Here is a 13,877-nt window from a genome sequence, read left to right on the forward strand (position 1 = left end):
CGGCCGCAGAACCGGCACAACATTATGCGGCCGCAGAACCGGCACAACATTATGCGGCCGCAGAACCGGCACAACATTATGCGGCCGCAGAACCGGCACAACATGGTTTTGTAAAACTCGGCCTAAAACAAAACCCAATACCCAATACCCAATACCCCCAGCTCCCCCCACCCCACTGTGGCCGAGTTTTACAAAACCGCGCCTTGACAGGCGCCCCAGGTCGCGCCCCGGGAGGCGCTTAGGTGGTGCACTACTTGGAGTGGCGGGAAAGGAACGCCCACATTTCGTCGGCGGCGGACGGCGAGTACCACCAGTAGTGGTTGGAGCCGTGCACCTGGATCACTTCCACCCCTTTGCGGCAGCCGCGGGCGGAGACGCGGGTGGCGTTGTACAGCGGGGCGCGGTTGAGACCGGGGCCGCAGCCATTGCGGGCGGCGTAGGAGCCGAACAGTTCTGGAACCGGCAGGACGCGCTGGCCGCGTCGGGTGGTGCCGTAGTACGGGGTGAGGGTGTCGTTCATGCCGTGCAGGGCCATGAAGGCGATGGGCAGGTTCTGGCAGCCGCGGTTCACCGGCGCGTAGTACGCACCGGATACGCCTGCGACGCCGGCGAAAAGGTCTGCCATGTGGCAGGCGGAGACTGCTGCCATGCCGCCGCCGGTGGACATGCCGGTGGCGTAGATGCGGCGCCGGTCGATGTTGTAGTAACGCTGCACGTCGTTGATCATTGCGCGCACGTAAGCGATGTCTTGGCCGGGCCGGGTGGCTGCGGTCGGCGAGCCTTCCCAGGACGCACCAATGGCGCGCGGGTAGACGATGATGGCGTCGCGTCCGACGGAGGATTCGCGCAGTCGGGAATAGTTGCGGAAGTTCTCGGTGGAGTCTTGGTAGGCGGAGTAGCCGACCATCACCGGCGTCGGGTTCGCCGGGTTGTAGCCTCGCGGCACCCAGATGAGGTAGCTGCGTCCTGCGGCGTGGATTTCGCCGTTGGTGCCGTTAGCCACTGGTGCGGGTGCTTGTGGCACCCAGGGCCCAGGCACCGGTGCAGGCGCGGGCAACGGATTGTGCGGGAAAGACGAGCTGCCGGGGATGGTGTCGTTGGCCATTTGGACGAACTTGTTCCACTCGGCGTTGGCCTGATTCACCGCGTCGGTGGCGGCGCGGTTAGCGTCGCTGATCGCGCGGTTGACCTGTCCGTTGATTTGGGACGACATATCTTGGGCCCCAGCCTGCACCGGAGCGATCGCACTACCTGCGATGAGCAAGGCAGCGAAACCACCTGCAAGGCTCTTCACAATTTTCACACCGGCCACATTAACCCCACCTTTATGTAGCGGCAAGCAATGCAGACGTGCGTGCACAAATGGAGGTTCGTTAAAGTATCGTCACATGCCCACTTCCAGACCCGATAGCGCTCCAGACTTTCTGCTCTCGCGTGGCGACGGCTCCGTGCGCACCCAGGGTGCACTCCGCACCTTCGACGACGCATGGGAAGCTGCGGACGCGATCGCGCGCGGCGAGGAAGAAATGGTTGTCGGCGCCCTCCCCTTCGACCACGACTGCCCAGCGGCGCTCACGGTCCCCGAGCACATCATCCGGGAGCCGGGTGCGCTCGAGCCGCACCCGTACTACCGCGTCGGCGAGGGTTCCAAGCTCAACGCAATGCTTATCGACGTTGACCCGTCCCCGGCCGAACACCTGCGCCGAGTCGAAGCCGCCATCTCGACAATCCAAAGCTCTGCCCTGGACAAAGTGGTGCTGGCGCGTGCCGTAGACATCGCCTTTGACCCGCCGGTGGACCCCCGCTTGGTGGCGGCCCGGCTGATCGACCTGTCGTATACGCACGACGGGTTCATCGCGGACCTCACCCCGTCGGGGCGCACGGGGCATTTCCTCGTGGGCTCCTCGCCAGAGGTGCTGGTGCGCCGGCGCGGAAGGCGCGTCTGGTCGTTTCCTCTGGCAGGTTCCGCCGCCCGCGTCCCCGGCGACCAGGACGCAGATCAGGCCGCGGCTAACTCACTGCGCGATTCTGCGAAAGACCTAGACGAGCACCGCTTCGTGGTCGACCACATCCGGCGCATCCTGGCGCCACTGTGCAGCGAGCTAAACGTCCCCGATCAACCAAGGCTGGAAAAGACCAGCGAGATGTGGCACCTGGCCACACCGATCGAGGGCGTACTGAAAGATCCCGCGCCGAGCGCGCTCGATCTCGCCTTAAGCCTGTACCCCACCCCGGCGGTCTGCGGCACCCCGCAAGCGGCGGCCGAGGCGTTGATCACCACCGCAGAGCCGGACCGCGGGTTCTACGCCGGCGCGGTGGGATACACGGACACGGCCGGCGACGGCGAGTACATGGTGGCTATCCGCTGCGCCGAGGTCAACGCCGACGGAACCCGGGCACGCGCCTGGGCGGGCGGGGGCCTGACCGCCTACTCGGACCCGCAGGCAGAGCTCGACGAGACCTCGGCCAAGCTGCGCACTATCATGCGCGCACTCGGCCTGTAAGCGTCCTACGCCCGCTCGACCGGGTTGCCCAGCTTGCCGATGCCGGGGATCTCCACCTCGATGTAGTCGCCCGGCACCATCTCCGCGGTGCCGGCGGGCGAGCCGGTGGCGATGACGTCGCCAGGCAACAGCGTGAAGGACTCGGAAACCCACTCCACCATCTCGCCGACGGACTTGATCATCTGGTTGGAGTTGGAGTCCTGCTTGGTCTCGGTGACGCCGTTGTGGGTGTGGTGCGCCTTGATGGGCAGGTTGGCAAAGTCGAATTTCTCCAGGTCCGTCTCAATCCACGGGCCGATCGGGCCGAAGGTGTCGATGCCCTTTGCGCGGGCCCACTGGCCGTCGGCGAACTGCAGGTCGCGCGAGGACACGTCGTTGATGATGGTCACGCCGCGGATGACAGATTTCCAGTCTGCAGCCTTGACGTTCTTGCACGGCACGCCGACAACGAGCGCGAGCTCGCCCTCGAACTCCACGCCGGTGGCGTACTCCGGGATCTTGATGGCGGCGCCGGGACCCACAACTGCCGTGGACGGCTTGATAAAGATCGTCGGCGGCAGGTGCTCCGCGGACTTTTTGAACACCTCCGCCACGTGGTCGGCGTAGTTGCGGCCCACGGCCACCACCTTCGACGGCAGGGTCGGGGCGAGCAGGCGGACGTCCTCAAGCGCGTAGTCTTTGCCGGTGTACTCGGGGTCGGTGAACGGGGTGCCAGCGATGGCCTTCGCGGTTGTTCCCTCGTCGTCGATGACGGCGAATGTCATTCCTTCAGGTGTTGCAATTCGTCCAAAACGCATGTGACAGAGCATATAGCTAATTGCAAAAGTGGCGTTACCCGGATGCGGTTAACGCGAGATAGAGCTCGGCGCACGCCACCGCGTCGGTCAACGCGTTGTGGTTTGCGTACGCCGGCAGGTTATAACGCTGCCGCACCCTGGGCAAACGCAGGTCCTCGCCGCGCGGGTAGGTGCCCATGCGTTCCATGTGGCGCCGCTCCATGGCGAAGGTGTCAACCACCTCGCTGTCGTGCAGCCGCCACTTGGACCCGCGCACATCTTGATGCAGCTTGCCCAGAAACCCGGTTTCCATCTGCGCGAAATGCGCGAGCAGCTTCCGCCCGTCGAGCGCAGCCAGAAACGCCTCGAGCACCTCTGCAGGCTCGCGGCCCAGCGACGTCACCTCGTCGTCGGTCACCCCGTGCAACGTGGCGGACTCCCCCACGTCCGCCCCGCGCAGGACGAAGTATTCGGCGCCGGCAAGGTCGATCACCCGGCCGTTGACCGGCACCCACCCCACGGACACCAACTGCGAGTGCGCTGGCTTCAGGCCCGTGGTTTCGACGTCCACGGCGAGCAGTGAGCCGCTGATAAGCTGCCGCTTCTTCGGACCGAACAGCATGTCACACCGCCCTGGTCGGGTACGCGGTGGAAAGCGCGTTCTGCAACGACTTGATCACCCCGAACGCGTCGCGGAGTGCCGCGCGGTCGCGCTCGGGCAGCTGCTTCGGGTCGATGCGGTAATTCGGTGTGTCACCGGCGCGCACCAGGGCGGACTGGTGGCGCATGGCCAGATCGGCGAGGTACTCGTAGGCGTCCAGAAGATCCGCCGCCCCCTTCGCGGACACCGGACCGCCGGCGGCGCCGCGCAGGCGCGCGATCGTGTCCACTTCGTCCACCCCGGCCGCGATAGCGTACAGGCGCGCCATCTGCACCACCGCCGCGGTGCCGCCGCGCTTGATGTCCAGCGTGTGGGCGTATTCGCCGCTGCGCTCGAGCACGAACCCGCGGAAGAAGCCCACCGGCGGCTCGCGGAACGTGGCCAGCGCGGCGAGGTGCGTGTGGAGGCGGCGCGAGCCGTGCGCGGACGCCAGCGCGCCCGAGCGCACCCGCGCGGCCATCTCCTGCCAGCCTTCGCCGAAACCGAAGACGGCGCGGAAATCGAAAAACACCTGCGCGTTAAGCAGCGCGTCCGGCTTCGGCGCGGTGACCCAGCCGTGGAACGTGCGGCCCCACTCGCTTTCCGTCATCCGCCACTGCGGCGAGGACGCCATCATGTCGCCCGGGCACAACGCCTGGCCGGCGCGGGCGAGCCCTTCGCAGATAAACTCGCTGAGCTCGGCGAAGTACTCACCGTGCCGCGCGGCGTCGTACGTGTCGGCGAGCACGAGCGCGTTGTCCTGGTCGCTAGCTGGCCCCATCTCCCCGCGCGCCTGCGAGCCCACCGCCACAAACGCAAACGGCACAGGCGGGGGCCCAAGCTTCTCGACGGCTAAAGTGCCCAACCTTTTCGCCACCGCATCCGCGATCGAAGTGAGCAGCCGCTGCGTCTCGGCCGCCGAGGCGCCGCGCTCGAAAAACCGCACCGCGACGCGTGCCGCGTCCCGGTAGGCACCCTCCAGCTCCTCCAGCGACGCCCGCGCCACGTCCGCCGCGAGGTAGATCGGGTCCGCCTGTAATTGGCGCATAATGTCCGCGGTGGTGACCACCCCAGCCACATTATTTTCGTCGGCGACCGGCAGGTGGTGGATGCCCATCTCGCTCATGGTCAGCATCGCCTCGAACACGAGCGCGTTGGGGGCGATGGTACGTACCGGGCTGGTCATCACATCTGCCACGGGCCTGGACGCGTCCACCCCCGCTGCGACCACGCGCGAACGCATGTCGGCGTCGGTGATGATGCCGGCGACCTCCTGCCCGTCGGTGATGATCAGGCTGCTGATGCCCTCTTCGCCCATCGTGCGAGCGGCCTCGGTGATGCTCACGTGCTTGTCCCGGGTGACCGGCCCGCGGCCGGCGAAAATCTCGCGCAGCGGGGTGCGCAGCACGTCGGTGGCGCCGCCATCGCGCACCTCCTCGGCGGCGGCACGCACGCGGCGCGAGGCGGTTTGGAAGAAACGGCCCATGTCGGGGAACTGCGCAAGCAGCTCGAGAAACGCCTCACGCGGGATCAAGAGCAGGATGCTGTCTTCCACCGCCTGCATGAGGTAGGCGGAGACGCGGTCGCCCACCAGCGTGGAGTAGCCGAAGTTCAGGCCGGCCTCGCGCCGGTCCAGCAGCAGGTTGCCCTCGCTGACGATGTCCACCGCGCCGGAGCGGATGACGTAGAGCGTGTCGTTGGGCTGTCCCACCTCCACCACGGCCTGGCCGCGGCGGACGTAGGTGATGCCCATCTGCGCGGGAAGCGCGCGAAGGGTGTCCTCGGGCAGCGTCGAAAACGGCTCGTGCTGGGCGAGGAAACCGTAGACCTCTTCAAGCTCCACACTCATGGAGCAAGAGTATCGTGCAGCTGCGCCCGATACCGGCGGTTTTTACTGGTAGCTGACAAACCACGGACGCGGGTTGACGTCGCGGTAGGTCTGCTCCGGGGTAAAGGTGGGGAAATCCTCGTCGAAGAAGTTCTTCCACGCCATGAAGAAGTTCGGGTCCAGGCCCTCGCGCAGGACGTTCCAGGTGTCGAACTTTTGCTCCGGGCCGCCGTGGCCGTCGGCGTGCAGCACCCAGGCGAGCTCCGGCTGGCCGGTGACGATGTTTTCGCGGTCCGGGTACATGGCCACGTTGAACTGGTGCAGGATCATTACCTTTTGCGGCAGGTTGTTGTCGCGGACGAGCTGGGCCAGCCAGTCCGCCACCTCGTTGATCTCGCCTGAGGTGGCGCTGCCGATGCGCGACAGCGGCTCCTCGCCCGGGTTGAGCTTCCACTCGGCGTCCAGCGCCAAACCGACGTTCGGGCGCTTGAGCAAATCCTCATAGATCTTGGCCTGCTCGAGGAAGCTGCCCTGGCCGGGCTGCAGGTCGATCACGGCGTAGCCGCCGGCGTCCACAATCGCGTCGACGTAGGGCACGAGGTCCTCCATCGGCGTCTCGTTGGAGTAGTTTCCGTCGTCGCCTGGGCCTCCGGAGGCAACGGTGGCGATGACCTCGAACGCGGGGATGACCGGCAGCTCGCTAAACGGCTGGTAGTCCGCGGCGTACTTCTTCGCCAGCTCCACCGCGGCCGCCGGGTCCTGCTCCCCCATCACGCCCAGGTCCGGGCCGTAGGGGTGGCCGTACAGCGCCACCATGCGGCGGCCCGGGAAGACCAGGCCGCCGCCGCCCGGCAGCTCGCCGCCCTCTGCCAGCGCCGCGCGTTCCTCGAAGTTTTCGGTGTCGCCCCACTGGCGGCCCAGCGCGAGGGTGTCCTGGTCGGTGACGGTGCGCATGCTTTCCGCCGTGGCGCGCGGATCCGGCGCCGCCAGCACTTGCACCTCGGCGCCAGCGGCACGCGCGGTGGCGACGGAGGCGCGCGAGGACTGCGCGGTGGCGAACACCGGGGGCATGGTCAGCTCACTCGGGTTCTGTGCCTCCAGCGCGGCAATGGCCGCGACATCTTCGGCCGGTTCGGCGGAAGCGACCTCCTCGGCTTCTTCTTCGTCGCCCGGCACGTTGATCACGCGTGTGGCGCCCAGTCGCTCGACTTCGGCGTCGACGGCGGCGTCGGTGCCGTCGAGACGCACGAGCATCGGTGCCCCGAGCTTGACCGCGATGGCCGCTGCCTTGAGCTGCTGGTCGCGCTCCTTCGCGGAGACCACCACGGTCTCCGAGGAATCAAACAGGCGCTGCGAGACCTCGACACCAGTGCCATCGGCATCCTGGATCACCTCGTCACCATTGGTTTCAAGGGCTGCCGGCTGCCCGATCCCGCCCTCTGTGCTGCTGCAGCTGGTCAGCACCAGTGCTGTTGCGGTCAAAACGGCGGGGATCGTGCGGGTCACATGCATGCGCACAACCCTACTTCAGGGCCGCGGCGACCCTGTCACCCACTTCGGCGGTTCGCACCTTCGCGTCGCCGCGGGAGGCCACATCGCGCTCGACGGCGTCCTCGATGCGCGCGGCGTTGTCCTCGTCGCCAAGGAAGCGCAGCATCATCGCCACCGATAGGATCATCGCGGTGGGGTCCGCGATGCCCTGGCCGGCGATGTCCGGGGCGGAGCCGTGCACCGGCTCGAACATGGAGGGGAATTCCTTGGCGGCGTTGATGTTGCCGGAGGAGGCAAGGCCCACCCCACCTGCGGCGGCGCCTGCGAGGTCGGTGAGGATGTCGCCGAAGAGGTTGTCGGTGACGATGACGTCGTAGCGCTGCGGGTCCTGCACCATGTAGATCGTCGCGGCGTCGATGTGGTTGTAGTCCACCTCGACCTCCGGGAACTCGGGCGCGAGCTCGTCGACGACGCGCTGCCACAGCCCGCCTGCGTTGACCAGCACGTTGGTCTTGTGCACCAGAGTGAGCTTCTTGCGACGCGTCTTGGCCAGCTCGAACGCGTAACGCACCACGCGCGAAACACCGTGGTAGGTGTTCTGGGAGACCTCGGAGGCCACCTCGTGCTCAGTGCCCTGGCGCAGGGTGCCGCCGTTGCCGGCGTAGAGCCCCTCGGTGCCCTCGCGCACCACTACAAAGTCGATGTCGCCGGGGTTGGCAAGCGGGCTCACCGACGACGGGTACAACCGCGACGGGCGCAGGTTCACGTAATGGTCCAGCTTGAAGCGCAGCGGAAGCAGCAGACCGCGCTCGAGCACGCCGGCCGGCACACGCTCCGGGTCACCGATGGCGCCGAGCAGGATCGCGTCGTGTGCCTTCAGTGCGTCCAGATCCGCGTCCGTGAGCAGCTCGCCGTTTCGCAGGTAGCGGCGGGCGCCGAGGTCGAAATCGGTGGTCTCCACGTCGTCGCGCACGGCGCGCAGGACCTTGAGGCCTTCCGCCATGACCTCTGGTCCGATGCCGTCGCCCGCGAGCACTGCAATTTTCATATTCTGAAACCTTCTTCTCACATAGTAGAAACAGCTTCAGACTATCACCCCGCGCGGCACTAGAAGGCCGCTTCCGCCTCCTGAATCCGGCCAGCCAATTCCTCGGAGGTGCCGAAGTGGCTCCCCAAAGCCACCAACGGCCGCTCAGCCAACCCCGCCATCGCGAACAAGGTCTGCTCGCTTTTGCGCGGATCCGTCAACGGCACAACGGTCACATCAGCGCCGTAGCTGCGCGCGTTTGCCACGGACGGGATGGACGACTCCCAGGTGGCCACCACCCTCGGTGCCATATTCGCGTCGCGGCGGGACTGAATGGGAAAGGGTTCGGGGTTCGACGCGGGCAACACCGCCGGGTCCGCCCACTGCGCGCGCAACCACATCGGTTCGCGCTGGTGCAACTCGGATACCTCCCGCACCGCTTCCTGCGGCGTGGCGACGGTACGCTCCCGGTAGCGCAGCGCCGTCATCTGCTCCAACGCCCGCAGTCCACCGGGGTCACGCTGCACGCTCACCGCGCCTTTCGACGGCGCAATGGCCACGTCCCCGACGGTGAGCACGTTGACAGTGCGCATATCCGCGATCATCTGCACGTACTCGGCGTGGCGGGCGGGGTCATAGACCATCATCGGCGCGTTCGTGATCACCGCGATGGACGCAGCGCGCAGCTGCGCCTCAACCGAGCTATCGCTCAGCACGAGCGTCTCCGACGCCGGGAAGAACAGCCTCGCGGTCTCAATGCCCAAAACGTCATCGACGACCTCCGGCTCGCCCGCAAACAGCTTGCCCACGTGCTTTGACTGGTTCACGCCACGGGCGCGCTCGAGCGGGCTCAACTGTGCTTCGGGCGCGCACGACGTCAGCATCGCGGAGGCCGCGATCACGGCGGCCGCACCCGCGAGAGTTTTCGCTTTCGCCACTTACGCCTCGCCCGGCTCCCAGTCCCGCTCGGCGGCGCGGTCCATGGCGTATTCGATCATGCCCACGAAGCGCTCGCGCCTATCTGCCACGAAGCCCTCCCAGTCCGAGGCCAGCACCAGCTCCGGATCCATCTCGTGGCCCTCGAGCATTGCGTCGAACTCGTCGTCTTCCAGCAGGGACTTCGACTGCAGGCGGGGCAGGTAACGCTTCGGCTCGTTGCGCTCGATCACCACGTCGGTGCGCCTCCCCATCGGGGTGCGGTTGAGCACCGAATCGGCTAGCTCCGGGTCGGTATCCAGCGCGCCGGTGACCGCCAAGTATTCCGTTGGGAACACCTGCCGGAAGCGGGGCTGCAGCTGCCCCACCGTTTCTGCCGTGAACGGCTCGGCGGTGCGCCAATCGCGGGCGCCGCGGGCCATGAGCAGCGAGTACAGGCCACGGTAAACGCCGCTGTCCGGGCCCGCGGTGCGCAGGCGGGACTCGAAAAACTGCGCATCCGCCACCGTGCGGGGCAGCTCGTCGGTGTCCCCGCGCACCCACGGGGTCACCTCAGTCACGTCCAGGCCGATGCGGATGGTGGGCGCGTGGGAGCCGTACAGCTCGCCGAACACGCCGCACCAGAACCACCGGTTGAGCCGGTCAGCCGCGCCCTCGCGCTCAAGTGCGCCCGGATCCTCAGCCAGCCGCGCCAAGATCACCGCCAGCGGGATCAGCTGGGCCGGGTACGGCACCTGGTCCGCGTAAACGACGCGGCGCTCCTCCAAAAACCTCGCGGCGGCGAGGAAACCGTCCAGCATTTCGCCTGCGTGCGCCCGGTACTGCTCCAGCGAAATGTCCAGGATGTCGCCGCGGTGGCCCCGCGCGGAGCCCCTCCTACTGGTCAGCAGCAGCGACAGCGCGCGCAGAAACTCCACTCGCCCCACGCTGTCCAGCACGGGGTGCTCGCGCAGCTTGTGCTCCGTATCCCGCCAGTTCTCCGCCAGCACAAACGACGGGTCCTCGGAGGCGAACACCGCCGTGAGCAGCTCGAAGACGTCCATCTGCACGCCAGCAGAGTTGGCGAACGCGAAGATCTGACCAACGCCCGCCTGCGTGGTTTCGCGGTCCACGCGGATCACCGGCACGTCGTACGCCGGAAGCCCACGCATCACTTGGTTGACAAAGTGCTTGACCGCGTCGCGCAGCTGCTCGTCTTCGGTGCTCGCGGCCATGTCCACAAGCAAGTCGTTGCCCTCGGTCCACAGCAGCATGCTTACCGGAATGACACCGTTATTTATATAGGCCTCGCGCGAATTCAGCGCACCGTCGACGTCCGGCCCGAAGTGGGAGCGCACCTGGCCCTGCTCATCCACCGCGAATAGCGCCTCCACTGGCATTGGGTCTGCGGACACTGCTACGCGCACGTCCACCATGAAGCGCCGGCGGATCGGCCGGCCCAGGTAGTCCACGGTGTGGACCTCGCCGTCGTTCTTGAACGCCTGGTAGAGCGAGGTCAGGCGCTGCTGTCCGTCCAGAAGCAACAGCCCGGGGGCGACGCCTTCCACCGCTACACCTTCGAGCGGGCGCGGCTTGAAACGCTGCTCCGTGTTGCGCGTATCCAGGGCGAGGAACGAGCCCACCGGGTAGCCGCGCAGCACGGAAGTCACCAGGGTGCGAACCCTGTCGACGTCCCATAGGTACTCCCGCTGAAAGTCAGGCAGCTGCAGCTCTCCCCGCCCCGCGCGGGAAAACAGGTCTTTGAGTGAGTAGCTCGGCGTGGTGAAACCCATGTCTCCCAAGCGTAGTGCAGTTTCAGCACACCTTCTCGTGACCGATGTGCTCAGGAGGTTCAATCTGCACCGTCGCGTGCTCCACCCCAAGGTGCGCCAGCGTGTCCTGCACCCGGTCCAGCAGCTGGTCGCGGTCCACCCCGGGGCCCGCCACCACGTGCACCGTGGCTAATACGCTCACCCCGTCCAGCGACCACAGGTGCAGGTCGTGCGTATCCGTCGCGCCTTCGACCTGCCGTAGTGCGCGCTCCACTTCGTCCGCATCGAACCCCGCCGGGACGTGTTCGAGCATCACCCGGGCCGAGCGCACCATCAGCTGCCAAGCCCGCGGCAGCACCAGTGCCGCAATAACCAGGGAGGCAACCACGTCAGCACCGGTAAACCCGGTCCACGCAATCACCGCGCCAGCCACCAGCACTGCGACGGAGCCGAACATATCCACCAGCACGTGTAAGTACGCGCCCTGCACGTTGATCGAGCCCTCCCGGTGGCGCGAGAGCACCCATGCCGAAGCAGCGTTCGCGATCAGGCCAATCATCGCGATGACCATCATCGGTCCTGTTTCCACCGGTTGCGGGTCGCGCAACCTGCGCACCGCCTCGACCACGATCCAGATGGAAATTGCCAGCACAGTGGCAGCGTTGATCAGTGCAGCGAGCACTTCCACGCGCCGGTAGCCGTACGTCGCGGTTGCGGAAGCGGCCTTTTGTCCGACGATGATGGCAAGAAGGGAGATGATCAGCCCCGCGGCATCGGAAAGCATGTGCATCGCGTCCGCGAGTAGAGCCATCGACCCAGAGAGCAATCCGCCGACAACTTCCGCGACGAAAACCGTGCCGGTGATCGCCAGTGCGACTGCGAGCGCGCGTTTCGGAGCGCCGTGGGCGTGGTCGTGGTTGTGGTGATCGTGCATTTCGGTCCCCTTCACATTGCCTCTCGACGACCTACGGTATGCACCTTTTCGCTTAATGACAACTTATTGAAAATGGTTCCGCCTGAAGCCAGCCACCCACGAGCGCAGGGAAAACTCCGGACACGATGAGATGCACAGCACAGGTCCCGCGACGGCGGTTGCGGAAGTTTTGTTACAGTGGGCGGTCGTTCACCGTGGATGCTGGCGTAGCCCTGCGTCCAACGGAGACGTTATGCCAGCACTTGTGTTAGCACGAAAGGAATTTACAATGAACAACCCCATCGATCCGAAGCGCAACCCGAAGGACGTTGCCAAGGACGCTAAGGACTTCGGCCAGGACAAACTCGGCGACGCGAAGGACTTCGGCCAGGACAAGGTTAACGACATCCGCGGCCGCGGCGACGAAGGCGTCGACCGCGTTAAGGACGGTGCCAAGGAAGTTAAGGACGTCAACGTGGACCGCACCAACGTCGACCCGAACAAGGACGTCCGCGTTGAGCGCACCACCACCGAGCGCACCGCTACTACCCCGGCTCGTTCCACCGCTGGCTCCACCGCGGTGACCGAGGAGTCCAACGGTGGCGGCGGCTGGTGGAAGTGGCTGCTCGGCCTGTTCGTCGCTCTGCTGCTGCTGTGGCTGCTGTGGTCCCTGTTCTCCGGCGACAACGGCGAGGGCGAGACCGTCACGTCCACCACCACCGCCGCAACCGAGGTTGTCTCCGAGACCACCACCATCGAGGGTGGCGCTGAGGAGTCCGCAGCCGAGGGCGCTGAGGAGTCCGCAGCTGAGCCGGCAGACGAGACGGTCACCGAGACTAACATCGTCGACGAGATCACCGAGACCCTCGCACCGGAGGGCGCTGAGGCTGAGCCGACCAACTAGTCGCTAGCCAAGAAAAAGCTTCACCCCGCGTCTCCCAGTCGGGAGCGCGGGGTTTTTGCTGTCTGCCGGTTTAGCGGGCGGTGTCAGTGAGCGGGTTCTTCACCCAGCTCATCATGTCGCGCAGCTCCTCGCCGGTCTTTTCAATCGGGTGCTCGGAGACCTTCGCGCGCAGGTCCTCCAGCTCCTTGTTGCCACCCTCGACGTTGGCGACGAGGCGCTTGGTGAAGGTGCCGTCCTGGATGTCCTTCAGGATGTCGCGCATGCGGTCCTTCGCGCCGGTGTCGATGACGCGCGGGCCGGAGAGGTAGCCGCCGAACTCCGCGGTGTCGGAGATGGAGTAGTTCATGTTGGCCAGGCCGCCCTCGTAGATCAGGTCCACGATCAGCTTCATCTCGTGCAGGCACTCGAAGTAGGCCATCTCCGGCTCGTAGCCGGCCTCGGTGAGCACCTCGAAGCCGGACATGATCAGGTCCTCCAGGCCGCCACAGAGCACCGCCTGCTCACCGAACAGGTCGGTGACGGTTTCCGCCTCGAAGGTAGTCGGGATGACACCTGCGCGGGCGCCGCCGATTGCCGCGGCGTAGGACAGCGCGAGCTCCTTGCCGTTGCCCTGCGGGTCCTGCTCCACCGCGATCAGCGCCGGCACACCCTTGCCGTCGGCGAAGGTGCGACGGACCAGGTGGCCCGGGCCCTTCGGCGCGACCATGGCGACGGTGATGTTGTCCGCCGGCTTGATCAGGTCGAAGTGGATGTTCAGGCCGTGGCCGAAGAACAGTGCGTCGCCGTCCTTGAGGTTCGGCTCGATGTCATCGGTGAAGATCTGAGCCTGGGAGGTGTCCGGGGCCAGCAGCATGATCACGTCGGCCCACTCGGCGGCCTCCGCGTTGGTCTTGACCTCGAAGCCTGCTTCGCGCGCCTTGTCGGCGGACTTGGAGCCTTCGCGCAGGCCGACGACCACCTCGACGCCGGATTCGCGCAGGTTCTGCGCGTGGGCGTGGCCCTGGGAGCCGTAGCCGATGATGGCGACCTTCTTGCCCTGGATCAGGGACAGGTCTGCGTCGTTGTCGTAGAGCACGTCGATTGCCATGTGTACGTCACTTCCTTCAT

Annotated in this window: 12 protein-coding genes; 2 read left to right on the forward strand and 10 right to left on the reverse strand. The window is 66.3% G+C overall.

What is annotated here, in order from left to right:
• Positions 1-250: 250 nt before the first annotated feature.
• Positions 251-1,303, reverse strand: coding sequence for a CE1 family esterase (locus tag NUW87_RS03580; protein WP_269027239.1), 1,053 nt, complete (start codon positions 1,301-1,303; stop codon positions 251-253).
• Between the two features lie 85 nt (positions 1,304-1,388).
• On the opposite strand from NUW87_RS03580, the gene NUW87_RS03585 reads away from it, so the two are divergent.
• Positions 1,389-2,504, forward strand: a complete 1,116-nt coding sequence (locus tag NUW87_RS03585) for an isochorismate synthase (RefSeq protein ID WP_239219659.1) — start codon at positions 1,389-1,391, stop codon at positions 2,502-2,504.
• Between the two features lie 5 nt (positions 2,505-2,509).
• Here NUW87_RS03585 and NUW87_RS03590 read toward each other — a convergent pair whose 3' ends face one another.
• Genes NUW87_RS03590 through NUW87_RS03625 form a run of 8 tightly spaced genes read right to left on the reverse strand, consistent with a single transcriptional unit; the run spans position 2,510 to position 11,887 of the window.
• The gene (locus tag NUW87_RS03590; RefSeq protein WP_269027240.1) at positions 2,510-3,301 is read right to left on the reverse strand and encodes a fumarylacetoacetate hydrolase family protein; all 792 of its coding nucleotides are present in this window, start codon (positions 3,299-3,301) and stop codon (positions 2,510-2,512) included.
• A gap of 34 nt (positions 3,302-3,335) precedes the next feature.
• Positions 3,336-3,902: a 3'-5' exonuclease gene (locus NUW87_RS03595; RefSeq protein WP_269027241.1), complete on the reverse strand. Its 567-nt coding sequence runs from the start codon at positions 3,900-3,902 to the stop codon at positions 3,336-3,338.
• 1 nt (position 3,903) lies between these two features.
• Positions 3,904-5,769 carry a DUF294 nucleotidyltransferase-like domain-containing protein gene (locus tag NUW87_RS03600; RefSeq protein WP_269027242.1) on the reverse strand — a complete coding sequence of 622 codons (1,866 nt, stop codon included), beginning with the start codon at positions 5,767-5,769 and terminating at the stop codon, positions 3,904-3,906.
• 42 nt (positions 5,770-5,811) lie between these two features.
• The gene (locus NUW87_RS03605; protein ID WP_269027243.1) at positions 5,812-7,260 is read right to left on the reverse strand and encodes a cell wall-binding repeat-containing protein; all 1,449 of its coding nucleotides are present in this window, start codon (positions 7,258-7,260) and stop codon (positions 5,812-5,814) included.
• A 10-nt stretch (positions 7,261-7,270) separates the two neighbouring features.
• Positions 7,271-8,287 (reverse strand): 3-isopropylmalate dehydrogenase, encoded by a 1,017-nt coding sequence (locus tag NUW87_RS03610; protein ID WP_239219649.1) that lies wholly within the window; start codon positions 8,285-8,287, stop codon positions 7,271-7,273.
• Positions 8,288-8,346: 59 nt separating this feature from the next.
• Positions 8,347-9,204, reverse strand: a complete 858-nt coding sequence (locus tag NUW87_RS03615; protein WP_239219636.1) for a hypothetical protein — start codon at positions 9,202-9,204, stop codon at positions 8,347-8,349.
• Positions 9,205-10,974, reverse strand: coding sequence for a DUF262 domain-containing protein (locus NUW87_RS03620; RefSeq protein WP_239219634.1), 1,770 nt, complete (start codon positions 10,972-10,974; stop codon positions 9,205-9,207).
• Between the two features lie 22 nt (positions 10,975-10,996).
• Positions 10,997-11,887 (reverse strand): cation diffusion facilitator family transporter, encoded by an 891-nt coding sequence (locus NUW87_RS03625; protein ID WP_239219632.1) that lies wholly within the window; start codon positions 11,885-11,887, stop codon positions 10,997-10,999.
• 268 nt (positions 11,888-12,155) lie between these two features.
• On the opposite strand from NUW87_RS03625, the gene NUW87_RS03630 reads away from it, so the two are divergent.
• A complete protein-coding gene (locus tag NUW87_RS03630; protein WP_239219630.1) occupies positions 12,156-12,770 on the forward strand; it encodes a hypothetical protein in 615 nt (204 codons plus the stop codon).
• A 70-nt stretch (positions 12,771-12,840) separates the two neighbouring features.
• On the opposite strand, the gene ilvC is transcribed toward NUW87_RS03630, so the two are convergent.
• Positions 12,841-13,857 carry a ketol-acid reductoisomerase gene (gene ilvC / locus NUW87_RS03635; RefSeq protein WP_269027245.1) on the reverse strand — a complete coding sequence of 339 codons (1,017 nt, stop codon included), beginning with the start codon at positions 13,855-13,857 and terminating at the stop codon, positions 12,841-12,843.
• Positions 13,858-13,877: the final 20 nt, after the last annotated feature.

Origin of the sequence: Corynebacterium pilbarense, assembly GCF_026930265.1 — a bacterium.
GTDB lineage: Bacteria > Actinomycetota > Actinomycetes > Mycobacteriales > Mycobacteriaceae > Corynebacterium > Corynebacterium pilbarense.

Coding starts and splice junctions, on each gene's coding strand:
- NUW87_RS03585 (WP_239219659.1), top strand. CDS start 1,389: ATGCCCACTTCCAGACCCGATAGCGCTCCAGACTTTCTGCTCTCGCGT.
- NUW87_RS03590 (WP_269027240.1), bottom strand. CDS start 3,301: ATGCGTTTTGGACGAATTGCAACACCTGAAGGAATGACATTCGCCGTC.
- NUW87_RS03595 (WP_269027241.1), bottom strand. CDS start 3,902: ATGCTGTTCGGTCCGAAGAAGCGGCAGCTTATCAGCGGCTCACTGCTC.
- NUW87_RS03600 (WP_269027242.1), bottom strand. CDS start 5,769: ATGAGTGTGGAGCTTGAAGAGGTCTACGGTTTCCTCGCCCAGCACGAG.
- NUW87_RS03605 (WP_269027243.1), bottom strand. CDS start 7,260: ATGCATGTGACCCGCACGATCCCCGCCGTTTTGACCGCAACAGCACTG.
- NUW87_RS03610 (WP_239219649.1), bottom strand. CDS start 8,287: ATGAAAATTGCAGTGCTCGCGGGCGACGGCATCGGACCAGAGGTCATG.
- NUW87_RS03620 (WP_239219634.1), bottom strand. CDS start 10,974: ATGGGTTTCACCACGCCGAGCTACTCACTCAAAGACCTGTTTTCCCGC.
- NUW87_RS03625 (WP_239219632.1), bottom strand. CDS start 11,887: ATGCACGATCACCACAACCACGACCACGCCCACGGCGCTCCGAAACGC.
- NUW87_RS03630 (WP_239219630.1), top strand. CDS start 12,156: ATGAACAACCCCATCGATCCGAAGCGCAACCCGAAGGACGTTGCCAAG.
- ilvC (WP_269027245.1), bottom strand. CDS start 13,857: ATGGCAATCGACGTGCTCTACGACAACGACGCAGACCTGTCCCTGATC.